This window comes from Xenophilus arseniciresistens (assembly GCF_028023875.1).
GTDB lineage: Bacteria > Pseudomonadota > Gammaproteobacteria > Burkholderiales > Burkholderiaceae_C > Xenophilus > Xenophilus arseniciresistens.
On the sequence record NZ_JAQIPB010000002.1, the window covers coordinates 85,295 to 101,211 of the forward strand.

18 protein-coding genes are annotated in these 15,917 nt (G+C 68.9%); 11 read left to right on the forward strand and 7 right to left on the reverse strand.

Going from position 1 to position 15,917, the window contains the following annotated elements; translation table 11 throughout:
• Nucleotides 1-99: 99 nt before the first annotated feature.
• On the reverse strand, nucleotides 100-1,062 hold the full coding sequence (locus PGB34_RS04950) for a LysR substrate-binding domain-containing protein (RefSeq protein ID WP_271426983.1): 963 nt from the start codon (nucleotides 1,060-1,062) through the stop codon (nucleotides 100-102).
• Nucleotides 1,063-1,234: 172 nt separating this feature from the next.
• On the opposite strand from PGB34_RS04950, the gene PGB34_RS04955 reads away from it, so the two are divergent.
• From PGB34_RS04955 to PGB34_RS04980, 6 genes are all read left to right on the forward strand, one after another.
• The gene (locus tag PGB34_RS04955; protein ID WP_271426984.1) at nucleotides 1,235-2,446 is read left to right on the forward strand and encodes an MFS transporter; all 1,212 of its coding nucleotides are present in this window, start codon (nucleotides 1,235-1,237) and stop codon (nucleotides 2,444-2,446) included.
• A gap of 27 nt (nucleotides 2,447-2,473) precedes the next feature.
• Nucleotides 2,474-2,650 carry a hypothetical protein gene (locus PGB34_RS04960; RefSeq protein ID WP_271426985.1) on the forward strand — a complete coding sequence of 59 codons (177 nt, stop codon included), beginning with the start codon at nucleotides 2,474-2,476 and terminating at the stop codon, nucleotides 2,648-2,650.
• Between the two features lie 5 nt (nucleotides 2,651-2,655).
• On the forward strand, nucleotides 2,656-3,246 hold the full coding sequence (locus PGB34_RS04965; RefSeq protein WP_271426986.1) for a class I SAM-dependent methyltransferase: 591 nt from the start codon (nucleotides 2,656-2,658) through the stop codon (nucleotides 3,244-3,246).
• A 13-nt stretch (nucleotides 3,247-3,259) separates the two neighbouring features.
• A complete protein-coding gene (gene dapA, locus PGB34_RS04970) occupies nucleotides 3,260-4,186 on the forward strand; it encodes a 4-hydroxy-tetrahydrodipicolinate synthase (RefSeq protein ID WP_271426987.1) in 927 nt (308 codons plus the stop codon).
• Nucleotides 4,187-4,309: 123 nt separating this feature from the next.
• On the forward strand, nucleotides 4,310-5,407 hold the full coding sequence (gene bamC / locus PGB34_RS04975) for an outer membrane protein assembly factor BamC (protein WP_271426988.1): 1,098 nt from the start codon (nucleotides 4,310-4,312) through the stop codon (nucleotides 5,405-5,407).
• 86 nt (nucleotides 5,408-5,493) lie between these two features.
• A complete protein-coding gene (locus PGB34_RS04980; RefSeq protein ID WP_271426989.1) occupies nucleotides 5,494-6,270 on the forward strand; it encodes an MBL fold metallo-hydrolase in 777 nt (258 codons plus the stop codon).
• A 45-nt stretch (nucleotides 6,271-6,315) separates the two neighbouring features.
• Here the strand turns inward: PGB34_RS04980 and PGB34_RS04985 are convergent, their stop codons facing one another.
• The 3 genes from PGB34_RS04985 to PGB34_RS04995 all read right to left on the reverse strand — a co-directional run bounded on the left by PGB34_RS04985 (nucleotide 6,316) and on the right by PGB34_RS04995 (nucleotide 8,382).
• Nucleotides 6,316-6,612, reverse strand: a complete 297-nt coding sequence (locus PGB34_RS04985) for a hypothetical protein (protein WP_271426990.1) — start codon at nucleotides 6,610-6,612, stop codon at nucleotides 6,316-6,318.
• A 110-nt stretch (nucleotides 6,613-6,722) separates the two neighbouring features.
• Nucleotides 6,723-7,247, reverse strand: coding sequence for a hypothetical protein (locus tag PGB34_RS04990; protein WP_271426991.1), 525 nt, complete (start codon nucleotides 7,245-7,247; stop codon nucleotides 6,723-6,725).
• A complete protein-coding gene (locus tag PGB34_RS04995; protein ID WP_271426992.1) occupies nucleotides 7,237-8,382 on the reverse strand; it encodes a JmjC domain-containing protein in 1,146 nt (381 codons plus the stop codon). The genes PGB34_RS04990 and PGB34_RS04995 overlap by 11 nt, the downstream gene beginning before the upstream one ends.
• A 16-nt stretch (nucleotides 8,383-8,398) precedes the next feature.
• On the opposite strand from PGB34_RS04995, the gene PGB34_RS05000 reads away from it, so the two are divergent.
• On the forward strand, nucleotides 8,399-8,923 hold the full coding sequence (locus tag PGB34_RS05000; protein WP_271426993.1) for an FKBP-type peptidyl-prolyl cis-trans isomerase: 525 nt from the start codon (nucleotides 8,399-8,401) through the stop codon (nucleotides 8,921-8,923).
• A gap of 33 nt (nucleotides 8,924-8,956) precedes the next feature.
• Here the strand turns inward: PGB34_RS05000 and PGB34_RS05005 are convergent, their stop codons facing one another.
• The 3 genes from PGB34_RS05005 to coaBC all read right to left on the reverse strand — a co-directional run bounded on the left by PGB34_RS05005 (nucleotide 8,957) and on the right by coaBC (nucleotide 11,435).
• Nucleotides 8,957-9,502 (reverse strand): outer membrane lipoprotein, encoded by a 546-nt coding sequence (locus PGB34_RS05005; RefSeq protein WP_271426994.1) that lies wholly within the window; start codon nucleotides 9,500-9,502, stop codon nucleotides 8,957-8,959.
• Between the two features lie 151 nt (nucleotides 9,503-9,653).
• Nucleotides 9,654-10,103: a dUTP diphosphatase gene (gene dut, locus PGB34_RS05010; RefSeq protein WP_271426995.1), complete on the reverse strand. Its 450-nt coding sequence runs from the start codon at nucleotides 10,101-10,103 to the stop codon at nucleotides 9,654-9,656.
• 96 nt (nucleotides 10,104-10,199) lie between these two features.
• The gene (gene coaBC, locus PGB34_RS05015) at nucleotides 10,200-11,435 is read right to left on the reverse strand and encodes a bifunctional phosphopantothenoylcysteine decarboxylase/phosphopantothenate--cysteine ligase CoaBC (protein ID WP_271426996.1); all 1,236 of its coding nucleotides are present in this window, start codon (nucleotides 11,433-11,435) and stop codon (nucleotides 10,200-10,202) included.
• Nucleotides 11,436-11,594: 159 nt separating this feature from the next.
• On the opposite strand from coaBC, the gene PGB34_RS05020 reads away from it, so the two are divergent.
• From PGB34_RS05020 to eno, 4 genes are all read left to right on the forward strand, one after another.
• Nucleotides 11,595-13,271 (forward strand): CTP synthase, encoded by a 1,677-nt coding sequence (locus PGB34_RS05020; protein WP_271426997.1) that lies wholly within the window; start codon nucleotides 11,595-11,597, stop codon nucleotides 13,269-13,271.
• A 40-nt stretch (nucleotides 13,272-13,311) separates the two neighbouring features.
• Nucleotides 13,312-14,169, forward strand: a complete 858-nt coding sequence (kdsA, locus tag PGB34_RS05025) for a 3-deoxy-8-phosphooctulonate synthase (RefSeq protein ID WP_271426998.1) — start codon at nucleotides 13,312-13,314, stop codon at nucleotides 14,167-14,169.
• A 39-nt stretch (nucleotides 14,170-14,208) separates the two neighbouring features.
• The gene (locus PGB34_RS05030; protein ID WP_271426999.1) at nucleotides 14,209-14,502 is read left to right on the forward strand and encodes a DUF1330 domain-containing protein; all 294 of its coding nucleotides are present in this window, start codon (nucleotides 14,209-14,211) and stop codon (nucleotides 14,500-14,502) included.
• Nucleotides 14,503-14,608: 106 nt separating this feature from the next.
• On the forward strand, nucleotides 14,609-15,895 hold the full coding sequence (eno, locus tag PGB34_RS05035; RefSeq protein WP_271427000.1) for a phosphopyruvate hydratase: 1,287 nt from the start codon (nucleotides 14,609-14,611) through the stop codon (nucleotides 15,893-15,895).
• Nucleotides 15,896-15,917 lie beyond the last annotated feature (22 nt).

Consider the following 15,917-nt stretch of genomic DNA (forward strand, 5'->3'; position numbering starts at 1 on the left):
TGCCCGCGCGTCCGGCCTGCCGGCACTGTAGGAAAGGGGCGCCGGCTCGTGCAGAGCCGCCGCGTCATGGGGGCATCACAAAACGTGATGCCCGCTGCGTCAATCGCCGATCAGCAGCGCGCCCGCCCAGCGGCCCTCGGCGACCAGGGTGCGCAAGCAATCGCGCAGCACGCCGCGCGCGGCCAGCGCGGCGGGGGGCAGTTCCTCCTCCGCCAGGCTGCACAGCAGGTTGATGCGCCGCGCATCGGGCACATCCAGCCGCGCCCAGCGAAAGCGCTGCGCCGCATCGGGATAGCGGCCCAGCGCTGCCCAGGGCTGCAGGGTGGCGCCCAGTCCGGCGTCCACGGCAGCCATCACCATCGCCAGAGAGTCCACCTCCAGCACCACGTTGGGCGTGAAACGCGCGCGGGCGAAGACGCCGTCCAGCGTGCTGCGCAGCCCGTGCGGGCCGGTCGGCACGATCAGCGGCTCCCCGGCCAGGGCGGCGATGTCCAGCGCCTGCGGCAGCGGGGCGCCGGCCGCGCTGCGGATGAGGAACAGCTCCTCTTCCATCAGCGGTTGCACCTGCCAGCCGGCACCCGCGCCGGCGGCCGGCTGGCGCAGCTCGGTCGCATCGGGCCGATGGCCGAAGAGCACGGCCAGGTCCAGCTCACGCACGCGCAGCATGGAAGCCAGATGGCCGGACATGCCCTCGACCATGTGCAGCCGCACCGCGGGGTAGCGCGCGCGCATGGCCTGCATCAGCGGCAGCCCCAGCAGCGCAGAGGTGGTGGGCGCCAGGCCGATGCTGACGCTGCCCGACAGCCGCGCCTGCTGCGCCGCGCGCACCGCCTGTTCGGCATGGCGCAGCGTGAGCTTGGCCTCGCGGAAGAAGGCCAGCCCGGCCTCGGTCGGCGTCACGCCCTGCGGCGTGCGCTGCAGCAGGCGCGTGGCCAGCTCGCCCTCCAGGCGACTGATCTGCTGGCTCAGCGCCGACTGCACCAGATCGAGGTCCAGGGCGGCGCGGCTCATCGAGCCCGCCTCGACGATGCGAACGAAGTAGCGAAGCTGGCGCAGTTCCACGGCGCCGATTGTGGGGCCTGCGCAGCCGGCCCGACCCGGGGCGGCCTGCAGCAGTGGCACAGGCCCGGCCGAGCCGCCGCCTGCAAGGCGCGGCCAAAGCAAGCACAATCCGCGCGCCGCCCCCGTGCCTGCGCACGGCGTCTCCCCGGACTCTCCTGCCCGCCCCTCGTCCATGTCCTCCCCCGCCCCCTTGTCCATGCGCCAGGTCCTGATCTGCGGCGCCCTCGTCGTCACGCTGTCCATGGGCATCCGCCACGGCTTCGGGCTGTGGCTGCAGCCCATCACGCAGGCCCAGGGGTGGACGCGCGAGACCTTCTCCTTCGCCATCGCGATCCAGAACCTGTCGTGGGGCATCTTCGGCGTGTTCGCAGGCATGCTGGCCGACCGGCTGGGTGCCTTTCGCGTGCTGCTCATCGGCGCGGCCTTCTATGCGCTGGGCCTGGCCGGCATGGCCCTGTCGCCCACGCCGCTGATGTTCTCGCTCACGGCCGGCGTGCTGATCGGCGCGGCCCAGGCCGGCACCACCTATGCCGTGGTCTACGGCGTGATCGGGCGCCAGCTGCCGGCCGACAGGCGCTCCTGGGCCATGGGCGTGACGGCCGCGGCCGGCTCCTTCGGCCAGTTCTTCATGGTGCCGGTGGAAGGCCAGTTGATCCTGCAGCTGGGCTGGCAGACGGCGCTGCTGGTGCTGGCGCTGCTGGCCCTGGTCATCGTGCCGCTGGCCTTCGGCCTGCGCGAGCCGGGCCTGAACGCGGGCGCCGTGCGCCGCCAGCAGACCATCGGCCAGGCGGTGGCCGAGGCCTTCCGCTACCCGAGCTTCAGGCTGCTGATGGCCGGCTACTTCGTCTGCGGCTTCCAGGTGGTGTTCATCGGCGTGCACATGCCCAGCTACCTCAAGGACAAGGGCCTGTCGCCCGAGGTGGCCAGCTATGCGCTGGCGCTGATCGGCCTGTTCAACGTGGTCGGCACCTACATCGCCGGCACGCTGGGGCAGCGCGTGGCCAAGCGCAAGATCCTGGCCTTCATCTACCTCGGCCGCGCCATCGCCATCTCGGCCTTCCTGATCGCGCCGCTGTCGCCGCTTTCGGTGTACCTGTTCGCGGCCGTGATCGGCGCGCTGTGGCTGTCCACCGTGCCGCCCACCAACGCCATCATTGCGCAGATCTTCGGCGTGGCCCATCTCTCGATGCTGGGCGGCTTCGTGTTCCTGAGCCATCAGGTGGGCTCCTTCCTGGGCGTTTGGCTGGGCGGCTACCTGTACGACCGCACGGGCAGCTACGACATCGTCTGGTACATCGCCATCGCGCTGGGCGTCTTCGCGGCGCTGGTGAACCTGCCCGTCAAGGAAGGGGCCATTGCGCGCGGCAGCCCGCAGGCGGCCTGATCTGCCGACAATCGCGCCATCGCCACCATGTCCGCCCCTGCCGCCTCCCCCACCGCATCGCCTTCGACCTGGAAGACGGCCGCACTGCGCCTGGCCGGCTGGGCCACCGCGGCGGCCGTTCTGCTGGGCGTGCTGGCGCTGTACCTGCGGCCCGGCTTTTTGGTGATGCTCAGCGACATGATCTGGGCCTGCTTCGGAGGATGAGCGCCGTGCAGGCCATCCAGCCGCCGCAGCCCCTTCACCCGCCCTCGGACTGGTTGCTGCGCTGGGCGCACCTGATCCGGCCCGGCGGCCGGGTGCTGGACGTGGCCTGCGGACCGGGCCGCCACATGTACTGGCTGCATGCGCAGGGCTTCCAGCTCTGCGGCGTGGACCGCGACCCGGCCGCGCTGGCCAGCCTGGCGCCGCTGGCCCAGGCCGGGGCGCAGGTGCTGGCCGCCGACATCGAGAACGGCCTCTGGCCGCTGGCTGGCCAGCAGTTCGATGCGGTGCTGGTCACGAACTACCTCTGGCGAGCGCGCATCGCAGAGATCGCCGACTGCGTGGCGCCGGGCGGCCTGCTGATCTACGAGACCTTCGCCCAGGGCCAGGAAAGCGTGGGCCGGCCGGCTCGCGCCGAGTTCCTGCTCGCACCCGGTGAGCTGCTTCAAAGCGCCGCCAGCGCCCGGCTGCGGGTGATCGCCTACGAGGACGGCTTCGTCGACACCCCCGCGCCGCGCTTCGTGCAGCGCATGGTTGCTGCGCGCGCACCCGCGGCAGCGCCCCAAAAACCCGTTCGCCACCTACTTCGGCCGCCCTGAGGCAGTCGGTAGAATGCTCGCTTCATCTTTTCAGCCAAAGAGACCCTCCTTGGAGCAACTGACTGGCAGCATCGTCGCGCTCGTGACGCCGATGCACGAAGACGGCAGCGTCGACTACCCCGCCCTGCGCAAGCTCATCGACTGGCACATCGCCGAAGGCACTGATTGCCTGGGCGTGGTCGGCACCACGGGTGAATCGCCCACGGTCAATGTCGAAGAGCACTGCGAAATCATCCGCGTCAGCGTCGAGCAGGCCGCCGGCCGCGTGCCCGTGATGGCCGGCTGCGGCGCCAACTCCACGGCCGAGGCCATCGAATTGGCCCGCTACGCCAAGGGCGTGGGCGCCAATTCGCAGCTGCAGGTGGTGCCCTACTACAACAAGCCCACGCAGGAAGGCCAGTACCGGCACTTCAAGGCCATCGCCGAGGCCGTGGGCGAGCTGCCCATGGTGCTGTACAACGTGCCCGGCCGCACCGTGGCCGATATGGCGCACGACACCGTGCTGCGCCTGGCCGAGGTGCCCGGCATCGTCGGCATCAAGGAAGCCACCGGCAACATCGAGCGCGCGCAATGGCTGATCCGCGACCTGCCCAAGGACTTTGCGGTCTATTCGGGCGATGACCCGACCGCCGTGGCCCTCATGCTGTGCGGCGGCCAGGGCAACATCAGCGTCACGGCCAACGTGGCGCCGCGCCTGATGCACGAGCTGTGCGTGGCCGCGCTGGCCGGCGATGCTCGCCGCGCGATGCAGATCCAGTTCCAGCTGATGCCGCTGCATCGCCAGCTCTTCGTGGAGCCCAATCCCATCCCCGTCAAGTGGGCGCTTTCGCGCATGGGCCGTGCCGGTGGCACGCTGCGCCTGCCGCTGACTCCTCTGTCCGAGCCCCTGCAAGCTGGCGTGGAAGCCGCGCTGCGCAGCAGCGGCGTGCTGCAGGATTGAACGGCGCCGGCCCCTGTCGTCGCAGAAAATAAAACTTTCGGGCGCCGTTTGACTCCATGGCTCAGGCGCCTGGGCGCCTTGCCCAGTCCGGCCCACTTCCACCGCCTTCCAAAGATGACCCTCTTGAATCCCACCTGTGTGCGCATCGCGGCCCTGGCTCTGATCACCGGCCTGGCCGGCTGTTCGGTGCTCGAGACCGACAAGATTGATTACAAGAGCGCCGGCAAGGCCCCCACGCTGGAGGTGCCGCCGGACCTGACGCAGCTCTCGCGCGAGAACCGCTACGCCATCCCGGGCGGCGCCGTTTCTGCCAATGCCTACGAAGCCGGCCGCGCCAGCGCCCCGGGCATCCCCACCGCCGTGGCCCAGTTGGGCGACGTGCGCATGGAGCGCTCGGGCAACCAGCGCTGGGTGGTGGTCAACCGCCCGCCCGAGGAGGTCTGGGACGCCGTGCGCGACTTCTGGCTCGAGAGCGGCTTCCTGCTCACTTCGGAGCAGCGCAACCTCGGCATCCTGGAAACCGACTGGGCCGAGAACCGCGCCAAGCTGCCGCAGGACGTGATCCGCAGCACGCTGGGCAAGCTCATCGATTCGGTCTATTCCACCGGCGAGCTGGACCGCTTCCGCACGCGCCTGGAGCGCTCGGGCAACGGCACCGAGATCTACATCACGCATCGCGGCATGGTCGAGGTCTACACCAGCCAGCGCCAGGACAACACCACCTGGCAGCCGCGCCCGGTCGATCCCGAACTCGAAACCGAATTCCTGCGCCGCCTGATGGTCAAGCTGGGCGTGTCCCAGGAGCAGTCCAAGCAGGCTGCCGCCACGGCCGCCGCAGCGCCGCAGCGCACCGCCACCATCAGCAACGCGGGCGGCCAGCCCGTGGTGCAGATCTCCGAAGGCTTCGACCGCGCCTGGCGCCGTGTCGGCCTGGCCCTGGATCGCACCGGCTTCACGGTGGAAGACCGCGACCGCAGCGCGGGCCTTTACTACGTGCGCTACGTGGCGCCCAACCCCGAGCGCGAAACCGGCAAGCCCGGCGTCTTCGGTCGCCTCTTCGGCGGCTCGAAGAAGGAAGACAACAGCCCGCAGAAGTACCGCGTGCAGGTCAAGAGCCAGGGCGAAAGCACCACCGTGTCGGTCCTCGGCGAAAGCGGCGGCGCCGTGCCTGCGGCCACCGCCCAGCGCATCGTTCAGGTGATTGCCGACGACCTGCGCTGAGGCAGCTGCCCCGCACTCTGAAGACGCGATGCCGGCCTTGAGCCGGCATCGCTGCTTGAGCCCCTCCTCTTTTTTCGGATGACGCCATGTTGCGCTTTCGCAGCCTGGGCAGCGGCAGCACCGGCAACGGCACGCTGATCGAAGCCAGCGACGGCAGCCATACCACGCGGCTGCTGGTGGACTGCGGCTTCAACCTGCGCAAACTGGACCAACGGCTGGCCCGCATCGACCTCAAGCCCGAGGACCTCGATGCCGTCTTCGTCACCCACGAGCATGGCGACCACATCGGCTGCGCGCATGCGCTGTCGCTGCGCAACGGCATCGATGTGTGGATGAGCGAAGGCACCTGGCTGGCCACGGGCGCGCCGGACTACCAAGGCCGGCTGCGCCTGGCGCGCGACGGCCAGGCCATTGCGCTGGGCGCGCTGGAGTTGCGCCCCTTCACCGTGCCGCACGATGCGCGCGAGCCGCTGCAGCTGCGCTGTTCGGATGGCGACCGCCAGCTCGGCGTACTGACCGACCTGGGCCATGCCAGCGCCCATGTCATGGCGCATCTGCAGGGTCTGCACGCCTTGCTGCTCGAGTGCAATCACGACCCCGAGATGCTGGCGGCCTCGCGCTATCCACCCTTTCTCAAGCACCGCGTCAGTGGCCGTTATGGGCACCTGTCGAACGCGGCAGCGGGCGAGATCGCCCGTGCCGTGCACCATGCCGGGCTGCGGCATGTGCTGGCCGCGCACCTGAGCCTGCAGAACAATCGGCCCGAACTGGCCCGCGCCGCATTGGCCGACGGCCTGGGCGCGCAGCCATCGGACATGCTCACGGCCGATGCGGCCGAGGGCAGCGACTGGCTGCAGGTCTGACGCGCTCCTTCGGCCCGTCAGTCAACCTGCCGGCGCGGCGCCCATTCAGGGCTTCTTGTTTTCGGCCGGCAGGGTGCTGGACGCCGCACCCTCGCCGTCGCCAGGCGCGGGTGCCTGCGTGGAGGCGCCGGAATGCGGCGTGCCGCTTTGCGGATCGGTGCCTGACGAAGGCGCAGAGGCCGCGCCCGGCGCCGAGGCCGGCGCGTTGGGGGTCGGCACGGCCGCAGGCGACGAGGGCGATGGCACGGTGGGTGCGGAAGGCGTGGGGCTGCGTTCGCCACAGGCCACCAGCGCGGCGCTGCCCAGCACGGCAATGCAGAGGGTGGAAGACAAGGAGCGCATGGTCGAAAACCTCCAGGAATGAAGAAGAAGCCACCGCAGTGGCATGCGCTTCATCTTGCAGGCACGCAGGCTCCCGGTCCATCCGGGCAGCGGGTATTCGCGGCCTGGACCTACAGGCCCAGCACCGATGCGGCAAAGGCAGGCCGCCCCTGCTGAAAGCATTCGTCAAGAGCCTGTCTCAATGCAACACGGTTCACAGGCTCGGTGCTGCTCACGCCGCGGCTGCGCAGGGGGTCGATGCGCTGCACCAGGCCCGCGGGGGTCCACAGCGCACTGGGGACCTCAGGTGCACCGGCGCCGGCGCAGGCGCGGCACTGCACGATGTGGTCCCACTGCCTGCGCCATTGCACGAAGCGCGCATGCGCGCGCTCGAAATGCTGGAAATGGGTGGCGACCAGCTTCAGGCTCCGGCCGCTGGCGGCCCAGTCCTGCAGGGCCTGCGCCACGGCGCGCTCGCCCAGCGGCCAATCGGCGAAGTCGGCATCGCTGAACACCATCTCCTGCCAGCCCTGCCCTGCGGCGGCAGCCAGCACCTGCCGCACGCGCTGCGCAAAGTCACCGGGGCCTTCCACGGCACCCTCGGGCCAGCGCCAGGCCGAAGGCGCGACGGGGTCGCCTGCCTCCTCAATCGGCATGCACCCACCCTGCTTCGCACCAGTCGCCCACCAGGGCCTGCGCATCGGCACTGGCCCGCGCGAACTCGGCCGCGCTGAGCACGCGCCGGTCGGCCAGGCGCCGCATCAGGGTCGCGTCGCGGCCCGCGGCGCGGTAGCTTTCGCCGTTGATGAACACATGGCGCTCGTCGTAGAGCATGCGGGTGCGCCGATCCAGGCGCAGGCCCTGGCCCGGCCGCGGCGCCTCGCCCTCGTCGAACCACACGTTGAGCTTGGGTTCGGTCAGCGATTCACCCAACGCGCAGTCGATGGTGTCGTCTGCCGACAGCGCGGCGCGCACGGCCTCGCGCGCGAAGCCCTGCAGCGCGGCGGGGATGCTGGCGGGCGCCGTCACGGGCAGTTGCGCGGCATCGCCATAGCGGCGCCCGCTCGCGCCTGCGTTGCGGGGTTCATCGTCGTCCTCGCCGGCTTCGGCGATGCGCGTGATCAGGTCCAGCGCCAGCTCCTGCGCAGCCGGCGAACGCAGGCCGATGGAATAGGTCATGCAGTCGCCGCCCACGGCCACGCCGTCATGGGCATAGCGCGGCGGCAGGTAGAGCATGTCGCCGGGCTCCAGCACCCAGCTCTGTTCGGGTTCGAAGTTCTCCAACACCTTCAGCGGCAGGCCTTCGCGCAGCGTGAGGTCCTTCTGCCGTCCGATGCGCCATTCGCGCCGGCCGCTGGCCTGCAGCAGGAACACGTCGTAGCTGTCGAAATGCGGGCCCACGCCGCCGCCGTCGCTCGCGTAGCTGATCATGAGGTCGTCCAGCCGCGCATCGGGCAGGAAGCGGAAGGCCTGCATCAACTGGTGCGCGGCCTCGTCATGCAGGTCCACACCCTGCACCAGCAACGTCCAGGCGCGGCGTGACAGCGGCGGCAGCGCGCGCCGCTGCACCGGGCCGTGGCGCAGGCTCCAGCCCTTTGCGGGGTCGTGCGTGATCAGGCGGCTTTCCACGTCGTCGCGCGCGGCCAGGTCGAACAGCGCAGGGCGCGAAACAGGTGCCGAGAAGCCGGGGATGGCCTGGCGCACCAGCAGCGGTTTTTTCTGCCAATGGCGGCGCATGAACTGCGCCGGGCTCAAGCCGCCCAGCAGCGGCAAGGGTGAATCAATGTCCATGGGAGAATTCTCCCCCATGGATATCACTCCCCAATGCGTGGTCGGCCTGACCTGGACCCTGAAAGACACCCTGGGCGACGAGCTGGATGTGCTCGACGACCCGGTGGAATTCCTGGTCGGCGGCAACGACCTGCTGCAGGCCATCGAAGAGGCGCTGCAGGGCCACGGCGTGGGCGCGCGCGTACAGCTTCACCTGGAGCCCGAGCAGGCTTTTGGCGATTTCGACGACCAGTTGCTCTTCCTCGAGCCGCGCTCGCTCTTTCCCAACGAAGTCGTCGAAGGCATGACCTTCGAAGGTTCGGCACTGCCCGCGGGCGTCAGCGCGGACATCCCGAAGGACGCGATCTACACCGTGGCCGAGATCTACCCCGACCACCTCGTGCTCGATGGCAACCACCCGCTGGCCGGCATTGCGCTGCGCATCGACCTCACGGTGCGGTCGGTGCGCGAAGCCACCGAAGAGGAAATCGGCCGCGGCACGACGGGCACGGGCTTCTTCCGCTTTGAGCCGATGGCACCCGGCAGCGACTCCGTCCATTGAAGCAGCCCTGAGGCTGCTTCGCGGCCTGCCGCCTCAGTACCTCGAGATCTGGCCGTTGTCGATGCGCACGCGGTCGCCGACCTGCAGGTCACCGGGGTGCGGCACGTCGAACACGCGCCATTCGCCGCGGTCGGTCTGGATCGAGATGCGGTAGCTCTCGTGGGCACGCGGGCCGTTGTTCTGCGCTTCGATGGCGTTGCCCAGCAAGGCACCGCCCACCAGGCCCAGCGCGGTGGCCGCCGCCCGGCCCGAGCCCTGGCCGAACTGGTTGCCGACCACGCCGCCGATCAGGCCACCCGCCACCGCACCGCCACCCGAAGTGCCATAGCCCGGGCGCTCGGAGCGCATGACGTCGATGTTGGCCACGTGGCCGTATTCGAGCGTGCCATAGGGCGCCACCTGGGCCGGATAGGCTGGATAGGTGCGCGGCGCAGGTTGGTAGGGGTAGCTGCTCTGGTGATAGACCGGCGGCGCCACCACGCAGGCGCTCAGGGCCGCCACCGCCGTGAGGGCAGCGCCCAGGCGCAGCCAGCGGCGGGCGCGAGGGGAGGACGAAATGAATGCGGGCAATGTGGGCATGTGGCGCCTCCTTCCTGTTTCTGCGGCACTGGGCGATTGCCAGGCCTTTGTGCGCTCCAACGCGCCAGCACGCGCCGCGGATGACCCCGGCGGCGCGCCCTGGTGCGCGAAGCGGTTGGAGCCTTCGCGGCCCGCCAGGTTCCCGCCCGGATCAGGCCGTGCCCGTGGACCCGTAGCCGCCCGCGCCGCGTTCGCTGGCTTGCGCGAAGCTGTCCACGAGGTTGAACTGCGCCTGCACCACCGGCACCACCACCAGCTGCGCCAGGCGCTCCATGGGCTGGAGCACGAATTCGGTCTGGCTCCGGTTCCAGGCGCTGACCTTGAGCTCGCCCTGGTAGTCGCTGTCGATCAGGCCCACCAGGTTGCCCAGCACGATGCCGTGCTTGTGGCCCAGCCCCGAGCGCGGCAGGATCAGCGCCGCGTAGCCCGCATCGGCCAGATGGATGGCGATGCCCGTGCCGATCAGCTGGCAGGCACCCGGCGCCAGGGTCAGGGGCGCATCCAGGCAGGCGCGCAGGTCCAGGCCGGCGCTGCCGGGCGTGGCGTAGCGGGGCAACTCGTCTTTCATGCGTGCATCCAGCACGCGCACATCGATCTTCATGAAGGTTCCTTGCGCAGCGGCAGCAGAAGGAAAGGGGCCGCGCGCGATGGTTTGTTTGAAAGGAAACGCAGGCGCTGAAAAAGCGTGCCCGTCGGCTCAGACGCCTGCAGCGTGTGGCGCACGCTGCAGCCGCGCGGCGATCTCGGCCACCAGCTCGCGCGCCAGTTGCAGCTTGGGCGCGCGCGGCAGTTCGCGCACGCCCTGGGCATCCACCAGCAGCAGTGCGTTGTCGTCCTGCCCGAAGGTGAGCGGGCCGATGTTGCCCACCAGCAGCGGAATGCCCTTGCGCGCGCGCTTGGCCTTGGCATGCTCGGCCAGGTTCTCGCTCTCTGCGGCAAAGCCGACGCAGAACAGCGCCCCGCTGCGCGCGCGCTCGCCCTGGGCCACGGTGGCCAGGATGTCCGGGTTCTCGACGAAGTGCAGCACCGGCGTGGCACCGCTGCCGTCCTTCTTGATCTTGTGTTCGGCCTGGCTGGCCGGGCGCCAGTCGGCCACGGCCGCGGTGGCCACAAAGACCGAAGCCTGCTGCACCGCCGCCTGCGTGGCCTGCAGCATCTGCTGCGCCGATTTCACGTCGATGCGCTGCACGCCGCGCGGCGTGGCCAGATGCACCGGCCCGGCCACCAGCGTGACCTCGGCCCCGGCTTCGCGCGCGGCGCGCGCAATGGCAAAGCCCATCTTGCCGGAGGAATGGTTGGTGATGCCGCGGATCGGATCCAGCGCCTCGAAGGTGGGGCCGGCCGTGACCACCACATGCCGCCCCGCCAGCACCTTGGGCTGGAAGTGGGCCACGATCTCCTCGAGCAGCTCGGCAGCCTCCAGCATGCGACCGTCGCCGTGCTCGCCGCAGGCCTGCCATCCCTGCCCCACGCCGAGCACGCGCGCGCCGTCGGCATCGATCTGGCGCAGGTTGCGCTGCGTGGCGGGGTGCGCCCACATCTCGCGGTTCATGGCCGGCGCCACCAGCAGGCCCACGCGCTGCGCGGGGCGCGCCAGGCACATCAGGCTCAGCAGCTCGTCGGAGCGGCCCTGCGCCAGTCGGGCGATGAAGTCGGCGCTGGCCGGCGCCAGCACGATCACGTCGGCCTCGCGGCCCAGGTCGATGTGCGGCATGTTGTTGGGCTGGCGCGCATCCCATTGCGACTGGAACACCGGCCGGCCCGACAGTGCCTGCATGGTGACGGGCGTGATGAACTGCGCCGCCGCCTCGGTCATGACCACCTGCACCGTGGCGCCGGCCTTGACCAGCAGCCGGCACAGCTCGGCCGACTTGAAACAGGCCACGCCTCCCGTGAGCCCCAGAACGATGTGCTTGCCTGCGAGATCTTGCATGGCGCGCACTGTAGCAGCGGGGCGGCGGGCGCCAGGGCACCCTTGGCAGGCACCGCCGTGCACGCAGGCGGGACATGCACCGCCACGGCGCAGAACGCACGAGGGCCACACCTATAATCTGCATTTCCCACTGCCGAACCTGCGCGTTCGCACTAGGCAATGACCAAATTCGTCTTCGTCACCGGTGGTGTGGTGTCTTCCCTGGGCAAGGGAATCGCCTCCGCCTCGCTCGCCGCCCTCCTTGAATCCCGCGGCCTCACGGTCACCCTGATCAAGCTCGACCCCTACATCAACGTCGATCCCGGCACGATGTCGCCCTTCCAGCACGGCGAAGTCTTCGTGACCGACGACGGCGCGGAAACCGACCTCGACCTCGGCCACTACGAGCGCTTCATCACGACGCGCATGCGCAAGGCCAACAACTTCACCACGGGCCAGATATACAAGTCCGTGCTGGAGAAGGAGCGCCGCGGCGACTACCTGGGCAAGACCGTCCAGGTGATTCCGCACATCACCAACGAGATCCAGGAATACGTCAAGCGCGGCGCCGGCATCGGCACCCCGCATGAGGTGCAGGTGGCCATCGTCGAGATCGGCGGCACCGTGGGCGACATCGAGTCGCTGCCCTTCCTCGAAGCCGTGCGCCAGATGAGCCTGAAGGCCGGGCCCAACAACAGCGCCTTCGTGCACCTGAGCTACCTGCCCTACATCGCAGCGGCCGGCGAGCTCAAGACCAAGCCCACGCAGCACACGGCGCAGAAGCTGCGCGAGATCGGCATCCAGGCCGACGTGCTGCTGTGCCGCGCCGACCGCCGCATTCCCGAGGAAGAACGCGCCAAGATCTCGCTGTTCTCCAACGTGCCCGAGTGGGGCGTGATCTCGATGTGGGACGTGGACACCATCTACAAGGTGCCGCGCATGCTGCACGAGCAGGGGCTCGACGGGCTCATCTGCGACAAGCTGCGCCTGAACACGCCGCCGGCCCAGCTCAAGCGCTGGGACGACCTGGTCTACGAGGTCGAGCATCCGCAGCAGGAAGTGACCATCGCCATGGTGGGCAAGTACGTCGACCTGTCGGACAGCTACAAGTCGCTCAACGAGGCCCTGCGCCACGCCGGCATGAAGAACCATGCGCGCGTGAAGATCGACTACCTGGACTCGGAGACGATCCAGCCGGACAACGTCTCGCGCCTGTCCAAGTACGACGCCATCCTGGTGCCCGGTGGCTTCGGCCAGCGCGGCGTGGAAGGCAAGATCACCGCCGCCCGCTATGCCCGCGAGAACAAGCTGCCCTACCTGGGCATCTGCCTGGGCATGCAGGTCGCCACCATCGAATACGCGCGCAACGTGGCGGGCCTGAAGAACGCCAACAGCACGGAGTTCGACGCGCAGACCAGTTGCCCCGTCATCGCCCTGATCACCGAGTGGAAGGACGCGGACGGCAGCATCAAGACGCGCAACGAGAAGTCCGACCTGGGCGGCACCATGCGCCTGGGCGCGCAAAGCTCCGACGTGCAGCCCGGCACCCTGGCCCACAGCATCTATGGCGACGTGGTGACCGAGCGCCACCGCCATCGCTACGAAGCGAACGTGAACTACCTGGACCAGTTGCGCCAGGCCGGCCTGGTGATCTCCGCGCTCACGCAGCGCGAGCAGCTCACCGAGATCGTCGAGCTGCCGCAGTCGACGCACCCCTGGTACATGGGCGTGCAGTTCCACCCCGAGTTCAAGTCCACCCCCTGGGCAGGCCACCCGCTGTTCAACGCCTTCGTCAAGGCGGCGCTGGTGCACCGGGACAAGGGCAGCGACAAGAAGCCCCTGAAGGCCGTGAACTGAACCCGGTCCACCCAACCCTGCATCCCACGAGCAGCGCAAGATGAAACTGTGTGGTTTCGAGGTGGGCCTGGCCCATCCCTTCTTCCTCATCGCCGGCCCCTGCGTGGTCGAATCCGAACAACTGCAGCTGGACACGGCCGGCCAGTTGAAGGAAATCACCTCGGCGCTGGGCATTCCCTTCATCTTCAAGAGCAGTTTCGACAAGGCCAACCGCTCTTCGGGCACCAGCTTTCGCGGCCCGGGCCGCGAAAAGGGCCTGGAGATCCTGGCCAAGGTCAAGCGCGAGCTGGGCCTGCCGGTGCTCACCGACGTGCACTCCGAAGAGGACATCACCGAGGCCGCCAAGGTGGTCGACGTGCTGCAGACGCCCGCCTTCCTGTGCCGCCAGACCGATTTCATCCGTGCCGCCGCCCAGTCGGGCAAGCCGGTGAACATCAAGAAGGGGCAGTTCCTGGCACCGCACGACATGAAGAACGTGATCGACAAGGCGCGTGCGGCGGCCCGGGAAGCCGGCCTTCCCGAAGACAGCTTCATGGCCTGCGAACGCGGCGCCAGCTTCGGCTACAACAACCTCGTCTCGGACATGCGCGGCCTGGCGATCATGCGCGAGACCGGCGCGCCCGTGGTCTTTGACGCCACGCACTCGGTGCAGTTGCCGGGCGGCCAGGGCACCAGCTCGGGCGGCCAGCGCGAATTCGTGCCCGTGCTCTCGCGCGCGGCCGTGGCCGTGGGCGTGGCGGGCCTGTTCATGGAAACGCACCCGGATCCGAACAAGGCCCTCTCCGACGGCCCCAACGCCGTGCCGCTCAAGCACATGAAGGCGCTGCTGGAAACGCTGGTCGAGTTCGATCGCGTGACCAAGAAGAACGGCTTCCTCGAAGACCGCTTCCAGGCCTGACGCCCGCGTACCCCTCACTTCACGTCCAAACCCAGACACATGCCCAGCGCCTACATCATCGCCAACGTCGAAGTCACGAACCCTGCGCAGTACGAGGAGTACAAGAAATGGTCCTCGGCCGCCATGCAGGTGCACGGTGCCGAAGTCTGCGTGCGCGGCGGCAAGGTGGAAGTGCTCGAAGGCGACTGGGCGCCGCAGCGGATCGTGGTGCTGAAGTTTCCCAGCGTCGAAGCAGCCAAGGCCTTCAACGCCTCGGCCGAATACGGCAAGGCGCGCGCGGCGCGCGAGGGCGCTGCCGTCATGCGCATGGTCGTCGTCGAAGGGGCGGGCTGAAGCCCAGCCCGTTCCAGAGCCCCCGGACCCGCAGGTCCACCCTTTTTCAGCCCTGCGGTCACGCGCAGGGAACAAGTTTCAAAAACTGAGCAGAAGGTGAAATTGAATGAGTGCCATCGTTGACATCGTCGGCCGCGAAATCCTCGACAGCCGCGGCAACCCCACCGTCGAATGCGACGTGCTGCTGGAAAGCGGCACCATGGGCCGCGCGGCCGTGCCCTCGGGCGCGTCCACCGGCAGCCGCGAAGCCATCGAGCTGCGCGACGGCGACAAGGGCCGCTACCTGGGCAAGGGCGTGCTCAAGGCCGTCGAGCACATCAACACCGAGATCTCCGAAGCCGTGCTGGGCCTGGACGCGAGCGAACAGGCCTTCCTCGACCGCACGCTGCTGGACCTGGACGGCACCGACAACAAGAGCCGCCTGGGCGCCAACGCGATGCTGGCCGTCTCGATGGCCGTGGCCCGTGCCGCGGCCGAGGAATCGGGCCTGCCGCTGTATCGCTACTTTGGTGGCATGGGCGGCCTGCAGCTGCCGGTGCCGATGATGAACGTGATCAACGGCGGCGCGCATGCCAACAACAGCCTGGACCTGCAGGAGTTCATGATCATCCCCGTGGGCGCACCCAGCTTCCGTGAAGCGCTGCGCTACGGTGCCGAGGTCTTCCACGCGCTCAAGAAGATCCTGCACGACAAGGGCATCAGCACCGCCGTGGGCGACGAAGGCGGCTTTGCGCCCAGCGTCGAAAGCCACGAAGCCGCGATCCAGCTGATCCTGGAAGCCATCGACAAGGCCGGCTTCACGGCCGGCGAGCAGATCGCCCTGGGCCTGGACTGCGCGGCCAGCGAGTTCTACAAGGACGGCAAGTACGTGCTCGAAGGCGAAGGCGGCCTGCAACTGACGGCCGAGCAATGGACCGACATGCTGGCCACCTGGTGCGACAAATACCCGATCATCAGCATCGAGGACGGCATGCACGAAGGCGACTGGGACGGCTGGAAGCTGCTGACCGAGCGCCTGGGCAAGAAGGTGCAGTTGGTGGGCGACGACCTGTTCGTGACCAACACCAAGATCCTCAAGGAAGGCATCGACAAGAACATCGCCAACTCGATCCTGATCAAGATCAACCAGATCGGCACGCTGACCGAGACCTTCGAAGCCATCGAGATGGCCAAGCGCGCCGGCTACACGGCCGTGATCTCGCACCGCTCGGGCGAGACCGAGGACTCCACCATCGCCGACATCGCCGTGGGCCTGAACGCCGGCCAGATCAAGACCGGCTCGCTCTCGCGCTCGGACCGCATGGCCAAGTACAACCAGCTGCTGCGCATCGAGGAAGACCTGGGTGACGTGGCCGTTTACCCCGGCCGCGCTGCCTTCTACAACCTGCGCTAAGACGCAAGCCCCCGCGCTGCTG

Bases quoted from the DNA above. Each gene is read 5' to 3' on its own strand.
- PGB34_RS04960 (WP_271426985.1), top strand. From the start codon at position 2,474: ATGTCCGCCCCTGCCGCCTCCCCCACCGCATCGCCTTCGACCTGGAAG.
- PGB34_RS04980 (WP_271426989.1), top strand. From the start codon at position 5,494: ATGTTGCGCTTTCGCAGCCTGGGCAGCGGCAGCACCGGCAACGGCACG.
- PGB34_RS04995 (WP_271426992.1), bottom strand. From the start codon at position 8,382: ATGGACATTGATTCACCCTTGCCGCTGCTGGGCGGCTTGAGCCCGGCG.
- PGB34_RS05030 (WP_271426999.1), top strand. From the start codon at position 14,209: ATGCCCAGCGCCTACATCATCGCCAACGTCGAAGTCACGAACCCTGCG.
- kdsA (WP_271426998.1), top strand. From the start codon at position 13,312: ATGAAACTGTGTGGTTTCGAGGTGGGCCTGGCCCATCCCTTCTTCCTC.
- PGB34_RS05005 (WP_271426994.1), bottom strand. From the start codon at position 9,502: ATGCCCACATTGCCCGCATTCATTTCGTCCTCCCCTCGCGCCCGCCGC.
- PGB34_RS04955 (WP_271426984.1), top strand. From the start codon at position 1,235: ATGTCCTCCCCCGCCCCCTTGTCCATGCGCCAGGTCCTGATCTGCGGC.
- PGB34_RS04990 (WP_271426991.1), bottom strand. From the start codon at position 7,247: ATGCCGATTGAGGAGGCAGGCGACCCCGTCGCGCCTTCGGCCTGGCGC.
- PGB34_RS05000 (WP_271426993.1), top strand. From the start codon at position 8,399: ATGGATATCACTCCCCAATGCGTGGTCGGCCTGACCTGGACCCTGAAA.
- dapA (WP_271426987.1), top strand. From the start codon at position 3,260: ATGCTCGCTTCATCTTTTCAGCCAAAGAGACCCTCCTTGGAGCAACTG.
- eno (WP_271427000.1), top strand. From the start codon at position 14,609: ATGAGTGCCATCGTTGACATCGTCGGCCGCGAAATCCTCGACAGCCGC.
- PGB34_RS05020 (WP_271426997.1), top strand. From the start codon at position 11,595: ATGACCAAATTCGTCTTCGTCACCGGTGGTGTGGTGTCTTCCCTGGGC.
- PGB34_RS04985 (WP_271426990.1), bottom strand. From the start codon at position 6,612: ATGCGCTCCTTGTCTTCCACCCTCTGCATTGCCGTGCTGGGCAGCGCC.
- dut (WP_271426995.1), bottom strand. From the start codon at position 10,103: ATGAAGATCGATGTGCGCGTGCTGGATGCACGCATGAAAGACGAGTTG.
- coaBC (WP_271426996.1), bottom strand. From the start codon at position 11,435: ATGCAAGATCTCGCAGGCAAGCACATCGTTCTGGGGCTCACGGGAGGC.